This is a genomic window from Mycobacterium sp. 852014-52450_SCH5900713, from assembly GCF_001667075.1.
Taxonomy (GTDB): domain Bacteria; phylum Actinomycetota; class Actinomycetes; order Mycobacteriales; family Mycobacteriaceae; genus Mycobacterium.
Genome location: NZ_LZIL01000032.1, coordinates 44,258 through 52,260, shown reverse-complemented (window position 1 = coordinate 52,260; position 8,003 = coordinate 44,258). Strand labels below are relative to the sequence as shown.

Genomic DNA, 8,003 nt, shown 5'->3' with positions numbered 1-8,003 from the left:
GACAGTGGTCAGGACGGCTCAGACGCCCACCCGGCGCCAGCCGTCTGCCGCCCGGGCGGCCCTGATCAGCTGGTCGCACAATTCGCGCAGTTCGGTCGCCTGCGCTCCCTCGTCGAGGGCTGTGGCGACATCCTCGGCCGCGCACCGCACCTGGTAGACCCGGTCGGACAGGTCGGCGGCGTCGTCGGCCGAGAGAACCACCGCGTCGGGAGGCAAGGCCAGTGAGGCCCCCGCGCCGCCCCGGGTCAACGAGGCACGTTGTTCGTATGCCCGTTGCCGGCACGACTGGCGGCAGTACTGGCGTCGCCGTCCCATCCCGGCGTCGGAGACGTCTCGACCGCACCAACGACACGGCTGCGGGCGGGGACGGCGGCTCACGCCTGCCGACTTTAGTCGGGATTGCCCGGCCATCCCGGTATCATTGAAGGTCGCGTCGCGTACGCCGCCCCGCCGACCGGGGAACTACACGGACCGCCGCAACGTTTGCCAAGCGGACAGAATTGCATTACAGCAGCCCGAAAATTCAAAAGACCTAGAGGAGTAGCAACATGGCTGATCGCGTCCTTAGGGGCAGCCGCCTCGGAGCCGTGAGCTACGAGACCGACCGCAACCACGACCTGGCGCCGCGTCAGATCGCGCGGTACCGCACGGACAACGGCGAGGAATTCGAGGTTCCGTTCGCCGACGACGCCGAGATTCCCGGCACCTGGCCCTGCAAGAACGGCCTGGACGGCACGCTGATCGACGGCGACCTGCCCGAGCCGAAGAAGGTCAAGCCGCCGCGTACGCACTGGGACATGCTGCTGGAGCGCCGTTCGGTCGAGGAGCTCGAAGAGCTGCTCAAGGAGCGGCTCGAAATCATCCGGTCACGCCGCCGCGGCTGACCCCCGACCGCTTTAGCTGCGGTTGTCGGCGCGCTGGGTGCCGGCGCGGGCCTTGCGGCCCTCTATGCCCCATCGGGTGACCTTCATCAGCGCCTCGCGGATGTTGGATCCGCTCATCTTGGAGACGCCGAGTTCACGCTCGGTGAAGGTGATCGGCACCTCGACGATGACGAACCCGTTGCACACGGTGCGCCAGGTCAGGTCGATCTGGAAGCAGTAGCCCTTGGAGTCCACCGCCTCGAGGCCGATCGCCTCGAGGACCTCTCGGCGGTAGGCGCGGTAGCCGGCGGTGATGTCATGGACGCCGATTCCCAGGGCAAGCCGCGCATAGGTGTTGGCCGTCCACGACAGCGCCCAGCGCCGCCACGGCCAATTTCGCACCGACCCGCCCTCGACGTAGCGGGATCCGATGGCCAGGTCGGCTCCGGCGTCGACCGCGTCCAGCAGACGGTGGAGCTGCTCGGGCGCGTGGCTGCCGTCGGCATCCATCTCCACCAGCACCGAGTAGTCGCGGCTCAGACCCCAGGCGAAGCCCGCCAGGTACGCCGCGCCCAGGCCGTCCTTGGCGGTGCGGTGCATCACGTGGGTGCGACCCGCATCGGCGGCGGCCAGTTCCTCGGCGAGATCGCCGGTGCCGTCGGGGCTGCTGTCGTCGACGATGAGTAGGTGCACGTGCGGGCAGGCGTCCTTCAGCCGCCGGTGGATCACCGGCAGGTTCTCCCGCTCGTTGTAGGTCGGGATGATCACCAGGACGCGCTCGCTGGGACGATTCCCCGGGTTCCGGGGCGCCGGCTGGCCGGTGGTCATGTAGCTCCTCTGTGTCGCCCGATGTGTCGCGATGGTCGTTCGCCCCCCTCGTGGAGCGGAGTGTAGTCACCGCCGTCCTCCGGCGGCGCCTGGTCGCCGCCCTCGTCAGGCGGGGTTTCGCCCGGGGGCGTACCGGCGTTCGGGGATTCGTCCGGGGGCTCGGACCTCCGACGAATCGGACGCGGGAACCATCCATTGTGCCGTATCCCGGCCAGGATTGCCGCTCCGGCCGCCGCGACCAGGAGCCATTGCAGGATGGGACCCCAACGTGTCGCCGGTGTCAGTTTCGTCTTCAGGCGCACCTGGATGTCCAGGTAATCGGGCTGAAAGAAGTCGGTGCGAACCAGCTCGGCGCCGTCCGGCGCGATCACCGCGCTGATCCCGGTGGTGCCCGCGACCACCACGTATCGGTCATGCTCAACGGCGCGCACCTTGGCGAATCCCAGCTGCTGTTCGCTCATCGTCTTGTTGAAGGTGGCGTTGTTGCTCGGCACGGCGAGCAACTGGGCACCGTTGAGGACCGCTTTGCGCGGGACGCGGTTGAAGATCACTTCCCAGCACGTGGCCACCCCGACCGGCACCCCGGCGATGTGCACGACGTCCGTGCCCGGCCGGGGCACCATGTTCCCGGCGCGGTTGGCGTACGAGGAGAGATGGCTGAACAACCACGGCATTGGCAGGTATTCGCCGAAGGGCTGCACGATTTCCTTGTCGTGCCGGTCGGCCGGTCCGGTCGACGGGTTCCACACGATCATGGTGTTGGTGTACTGCGGATTCTCCGGCGGGCTGCCGGGCAGTTCCGACACGGTGCCGATCAGGATCGGTGCGCCGATCGCGGTCGCGGCCTGCGATATCACCAGCGCGGCGTCGACATTGACCAGTGGATCGATGTCCGAGGAGTCCTCTGGCCAAATGACGAATTGGGGTTGCGGCGCCTGTCCCGCTCGCACGTCCTCCGCCAGCCGCAGGGTCTCGCGGACATGGTTGTCGAGCACGGCCCGACGTTGCGCGTTGAAGTCGAGACCCAGCCGCGGCACATTCCCCTGCACCACCGCGACGGTGACCGACGGTTCGCCGCCCGATCCTGTGCCGGCGTGCCGAACCTGCGGCCAGACGACGACGGACGCGAACAGCACGAGGCAGATGCAGACGCCCGGCAGCACCACCGCGGGCGGTTCAGCACCGGCGTTCGCCGATTCGTCGGCGCCGCGGTGCGCCCGCTTACCGGCGTGCAACCACTTCACGATCTCCAGCTCGATGGCGGTCGCGCTGAACCCAACCAGCACGATCGCCATCGAGAGCAACGCGGCGCCGCCGAGCTGGACCAACGGCAAGAAGGGGCCCTGCGCCTGGCCGAATGCCACCGACCCCCATGGGAAGCCGCCGAACGGGACGATCGATTTCAGCCACTCCTGGGCCGTCCACACCAGCGCGAACCACACCGGCCAGCCCGGCAGCTGCCGCACGAGCACGGCGCCAAGGCCGAAGAGGGCGGGAAACAGCGCACACGTCATGGCCAGCACCATCCAGGGCACGGCACCGACGAGCATGCTGATCCAGGGCAGCAGCGGCAGATAGAACGCCAGCCCGAAAAGGAACCCGTAGCCCAAACCGCCCGCCGGCGTCGTCGCCGGATGCTTGAGCACCCAAGCCAGCAGCGCGGCCGCGACGACCGCGCCCCACCACCAGTTCAGCGACGGGAAGCTGGTGAAGAGCAGGACACCGCCGGCTATGGCGCAGGCCAAGCGGGTCAGCCGCGGCAGCATCGCGGCCCGGACGGCAGGCAGCCGCGCGAGCGCTCCGGCGCCCACCCGGCGTGCTGCGGCCGCGATGCGGCTCGTCAGCGGTGGCGCGCCGGGTTCCGAGGGGTCGACATCTTCTCCGGGCTTGTCATCGCGCTCCGAAGCCGCGTCGCCACTGGCCGGTTCGGTATCGGGGCGCGCCGCAAGATCATCGTCCGTCGGGTCGGCCTCAGCGGCTTCCTCAGCGCGGTCCTTTCGGCCGGGCCAGTCCTCAGCCATGGATGACAGCGCCCCGATGCACCGTTCGCCGGCACCGCGGCAGGGCGTCGTTCGGGCCCAGGCGCGGCAAGGCCGGCACCCGGGCGCGCGGGTCGGTCGACCAGCGCTGCACGGCGTCGCGAGGTGCGTGGACGTCGAGGGGCCCGGCGTCCCACACGGCGTAGGAGGCCGGCGCACCGGGCACCAGTGTCCCCATCTTGCCGTCGTGGACGCCTGCGGCCCGCCAGCCACCACGGGTTGCTGCGGCGAACGCGGCGCGCGCGGAGACCGCGCTGCCAGGGGTCCAATGGTTGACCGCCGCGCGCACGCTCGCCCAGGGGTCGAGGCCTGTTACCGGTGCGTCGGAACCAAGCGCGAGGGGCACGCCTTGGGATGCTAACAGCGCTAACGGATTGAGCCGACTGCCTCGTTCGGCGCCGAGGCGGCGCGCGTACATGCCCTCGGGGCCACCCCACAACGCATCGAAGTTGGGCTGCACGCTGGCGATGACGCCCCAGTGCCCCAGCTGGGCGGCCTGCTCGGCGGTGACCATTTCGACGTGCTCCAGGCGGTGCCCGCACCGGGCGACGGCGACGGCTCCGAGTTGCGCGACGACCCGCTCGAAGGCAGTGACCACCGCGGAGACGGCGGCGTCGCCGATGACATGGAAGCCCGCGGTCACCGTCGCCTCGGTGCACGCCCGCACGTGCGCCTCGATGGCGTCGGGGTCCAGGTAGCAGGTGCCGAGCCGGTCCTCGGCGTCGGCGTACGGCGCGTGCAGCCAGGCGGTGCGCGACCCGAGCGCGCCGTCCACGAAGAGATCGCCGGCCAGCCCGCGGGCTCCGGTCTCCTCGATGAGCGCGCGCGCCCGTGCGGGCGTGGTCACCGCCTCGCCCCAGTAGCCGGTCACCTCGACGCCTCGAACACCCGCAACGAGGGAACGCAGCCGCAGCCAGTCGTCCAGCCCGCCGATCTCGGGCCCCGCGCATTCGTGCGCCGCGACGATGCCGGCCGCCGCGGCGGCCCGCAGGGCGGCCGCGCGGGCCTCGGCCAGCTGCTCGGGCGTCAACAGGCCGCGGGCTAGGGCGCGGACCAAGTGGTGGGCGTCGCCGGTAAGCGGCCGGTCGGCGGCGAAGCCGACCGCCGCCGGTAGGTCCGCGACCAGCCGGCGCAACCCCGTCGAGGCGAGCGCCGAGTGCACGTCGACCCGGGACAGGTAGGCGGCGCGGTCGCCGAGGACGGCATCGAGGTCGGCGGTGCTCGGCGGGGAGTTCTCGGGCCACGACGTCTCGTCCCAGCCATGCCCCCACACCGGACGGCCGGGGTGGGCTGCCGCGTACTCGGCGAGCATCTGGATGCACTGCGCGCGCGAGCTCGCCGCGCGTAGATCGAGCCCGCTGAGCGTCAGGCCCGTCGCGGTCAGATGAATGTGGCTGTCCACGAAGCCGGGCGCCACGAAACCGCCGTTCAAGTCCTCGACGTCCGCGCCCGGAAACGTGCTGCGGCCGACGTCATCGCTGCCCAGCCAGGCGACCACGCCGTCGCGCACCGCCATGGCGGTGGCGTCTGGATGGGTCGGGCTGTGCACCCGGCCGTTGACCAGCAACGTGTCGCTCACAGGGCAAAACTACGTGTGGTGGCGGGCCGGTGGTTAGTCCCAGGCGGGCCGGCCCGGGTATCCGCCCCGCACCGGCTCGTTCGGTAGGGCGGGCGGCCTGATGTCGTGGACGTCCACGACCTCGCCGTCGATGTAGTCGTCCGCCGCAGCACCGCCGCGCTGACGCACGCCTGCGGCGAACAACGTCGTGTCGGCGAACAGCGGCACCCGCCGTCGTAGGCCACGCATCGCGACCGCGGCCAGACCGGGGCCGACCGCAGCGCGGACGGGCCGCATCAGCAGCAGGAGCCCCAGGGCCGTGGTGACCAGTCCGGGCACCAGGACCAGCAGGGTGGCCAGCGTGACCAACGTCCCGTCTCGCACCGCGGTGCGCGGTTCGGCCAGGCCGGAGCGCAGGTGCCCGATCTGACGGGCCAGGTGCGAGCCCATCACCGGCACCAGAAGGCTCCATCCGAGCAGGAAGGTGCCCGCCAGCGCCAGCAGCGTCCAACCCCAACCGATCGTCGCAACCAGGGCGATGGTCGCCGCCAGCTCGACGGCGGCGTAGACGAGAAACAGCCGTGACAGCATGTACAGCCAACGTCCGCCAACTGCGTCGAAGTTCCCATGGTGGTGTCCGGGGCGATTGCAGTTAGATGACGCTATGACCACGATTGAGATCGACACGCCCGCCGGACCGATCGACGCGCTGCTGGACCTTCCCAGCGGTGAAGGCCCGTGGCCCGGCGTGGTCGTGATTCACGACGCGTTCGGATACGGCAGGGACAAGGAGTCGACGAACAAGCGCATCGCGCAGGCCGGCTACGTGGCGATCACCCCGAACATGTACGCGCGGGGCGGCCGCATCCGCTGCATCACCCGGGTGATGAAGGAGCTGCAGACACAGCGCGGCCGTGCCCTGGACGACATCCTCGCGGCCCGCGACCACGTGAAAGCCATGCCCGAATGTTCCGGTCAGGTCGGCATCGCGGGTTTCTGCATGGGCGGCCAGTTCGCTTTGGTCATGTCGCCCAAGGGTTTCGGCGCCTCGGCGCCGTTCTACGGCGCTCCCCTGCCCCGCAACCTCGACAGGACGCTCGATGGGGCGTGCCCCATAGTGGCCAGCTTCGGCGCCCGTGACCCGCTGGGACGGGGCGCGCCCGAGAAGCTGCGCGAGACCATCGCCGACAAGAACATCACCGCCGACGTGAAGGTCTACCCCGGTGTCGGCCACAGCTTCGCCAACGAACTGCCCGCCCAGCCACTACTGCGGATTACCGGTTTCGGCTACGACGCGGACGCCACCGAGGACGCCTGGCGCCGGGTCTTCGCGTTCTTCGGCGAACATTTGGCATCGGGCGCGACGACGTAATTGCGTCACACCAGCTTTCGCGACAAAACCGTCGCGAACGTGTGCGTATCTCCCGGCCAACGCGCCGACACGTAGCTGCCGTCGTCGACGACGAACGCAGGCCGCGAGTCGGTCGCGGTGTCGCGTGACATCCCGGAGGATTTGCGCCGCCAGCCCGGCGAACCGCGCACGACGTCGCAGAAATCCGTCGGATTTTCAAGTGCGCGAGTCACTTCCGACTGCACGGACATGTAGCCGCGGGGCTGGCCGGGCTGCTCGGTGTAGGTGCGGTAGTAGTTTCGATCCCAGAATCGGGTGAACCGCGTCAATCGCCACGCCAGGCCCTCCATCGCCCATGTCAACGCGGTGGTCTTGTGTCCGTAGAGCACCGAATGACCCGTCGCGGGGTCGACGCTGCGCGCGGCTAGGAGCACGCCGTGACATATGGCGGCGACGACGACCCCCCGCTTGAAGGCGTCGACGACGAGCCGGTGCAGGACGTCGCTGTCGACATAGCTGCGCATGCCGCGGGCGCGATGCCCGCCGGGCAGCAGCAGGGCGTCGACTCCGTCGAGACCGGCTTGCGCCCACGCGATTGGGTGCTGAAACTCGTTTGACGCCAACATGTCCCGGTATGCGCTACGCGCGTCCTTGTTCGCGCGCAGCATCAGCCCGACCGCCGGGATGGCGCCCAGCACCGGCAGGGCGGACCACACGTCCAAACCGCGGCCGCTCACCATGATGTCGTCCGCCGCACCGGGCGATCCGCTTTCGGTGGCGAACACCACCCGATGACCGTTGCGGATCAAGACGCGCCAGCTGACGGCGACCTCGGTCGGGTCGAAATCGCGGTCCGGGATCGGAACGAGAACGGTGCCCATGAGGCGCCCTAGGCCTGCGCCACCCTCAGCTCGAGACCGACATTGTTCTCCATGCCGCCGCGCAGCTTGCTGAAGAGATTGAACACCTTGCCGACGATGCCGTAACGCTTTCCGATCGCGTCGTACACCACGGCGGTTTGCGACTTGTCCAGTATCGCGGCGGTGCCTTCGACGGCCTCACTGGTCGGGCGGCCCTGCATGGTGCAGGTGGCCAGCGTGACCCTCGGAGTGTTGCGAATCCGCTTGACCTTCCAGGACTTTTCCTGAGTGATGACCAGGAGCCGGTCTTGGTCGGCGGCCGCCCAAATCGGCGTCGGCTTGGCCTTGCCGTCTTTGGTGAAGGTGGTCAACAGGATGTACTGCGCCTTGGCGAGATCGGCGAATGCGGGCGTCACGGTAACAACCTACGCTGCACGACCCGTCATTGACATCGTGAGCGGTCACTGCGATAGTCATGGCACCCTTAACCGAAAATATTATTTT

7 protein-coding genes and 1 pseudogene are annotated in these 8,003 nt (G+C 69.3%); 2 read left to right on the top strand and 6 right to left on the bottom strand.

Annotation, left to right across the window (positions count from 1 at the left end):
* Positions 1-18: 18 nt before the first annotated feature.
* On the bottom strand, positions 19-378 hold the full coding sequence (locus A5773_RS07350) for a hypothetical protein (RefSeq protein WP_082975613.1): 360 nt from the start codon (positions 376-378) through the stop codon (positions 19-21).
* Positions 379-548: 170 nt separating this feature from the next.
* Between A5773_RS07350 and A5773_RS07345 the strand changes: the two genes are divergently transcribed.
* Complete coding sequence (locus A5773_RS07345; protein WP_066948966.1) at positions 549-884, top strand: RNA polymerase-binding protein RbpA; 336 nt, start codon at positions 549-551, stop codon at positions 882-884.
* Here the strand turns inward: A5773_RS07345 and lnt are convergent.
* The 3 genes and pseudogenes from lnt to A5773_RS07325 all read right to left on the bottom strand — a co-directional run bounded on the left by lnt (position 859) and on the right by A5773_RS07325 (position 5,879).
* A pseudogene (gene lnt, locus A5773_RS07335) lies at positions 859-3,457 on the bottom strand (apolipoprotein N-acyltransferase). The gene A5773_RS07345 and the pseudogene lnt sit on opposite strands and share 26 nt — an antisense overlap.
* A 247-nt stretch (positions 3,458-3,704) precedes the next feature.
* Entirely contained in the window at positions 3,705-5,246 is a 1,542-nt protein-coding gene (locus tag A5773_RS07330) for an amidohydrolase (protein WP_066949148.1), read from the bottom strand.
* 96 nt (positions 5,247-5,342) lie between these two features.
* A complete protein-coding gene (locus tag A5773_RS07325) occupies positions 5,343-5,879 on the bottom strand; it encodes an FxsA family protein (protein ID WP_066948975.1) in 537 nt (178 codons plus the stop codon).
* A gap of 73 nt (positions 5,880-5,952) precedes the next feature.
* Between A5773_RS07325 and A5773_RS07320 the strand changes: the two genes are divergently transcribed.
* Positions 5,953-6,660, top strand: coding sequence for a dienelactone hydrolase family protein (locus A5773_RS07320; RefSeq protein ID WP_066948983.1), 708 nt, complete (start codon positions 5,953-5,955; stop codon positions 6,658-6,660).
* Between the two features lie 5 nt (positions 6,661-6,665).
* Here A5773_RS07320 and A5773_RS07315 read toward each other — a convergent pair whose 3' ends face one another.
* Positions 6,666-7,520, bottom strand: coding sequence for a type 1 glutamine amidotransferase domain-containing protein (locus A5773_RS07315; protein WP_067260639.1), 855 nt, complete (start codon positions 7,518-7,520; stop codon positions 6,666-6,668).
* 8 nt (positions 7,521-7,528) lie between these two features.
* Positions 7,529-7,915, bottom strand: coding sequence for a PPOX class F420-dependent oxidoreductase (locus tag A5773_RS07310; protein WP_066948991.1), 387 nt, complete (start codon positions 7,913-7,915; stop codon positions 7,529-7,531).
* Positions 7,916-8,003 lie beyond the last annotated feature (88 nt).

Bases quoted from the DNA above. Each gene is read 5' to 3' on its own strand.
- A5773_RS07345 (WP_066948966.1), top strand. From the start codon at position 549: ATGGCTGATCGCGTCCTTAGGGGCAGCCGCCTCGGAGCCGTGAGCTAC.
- A5773_RS07320 (WP_066948983.1), top strand. From the start codon at position 5,953: ATGACCACGATTGAGATCGACACGCCCGCCGGACCGATCGACGCGCTG.
- A5773_RS07315 (WP_067260639.1), bottom strand. From the start codon at position 7,520: ATGGGCACCGTTCTCGTTCCGATCCCGGACCGCGATTTCGACCCGACC.
- A5773_RS07325 (WP_066948975.1), bottom strand. From the start codon at position 5,879: ATGCTGTCACGGCTGTTTCTCGTCTACGCCGCCGTCGAGCTGGCGGCG.
- A5773_RS07330 (WP_066949148.1), bottom strand. From the start codon at position 5,246: ATGGCGGTGCGCGACGGCGTGGTCGCCTGGCTGGGCAGCGATGACGTC.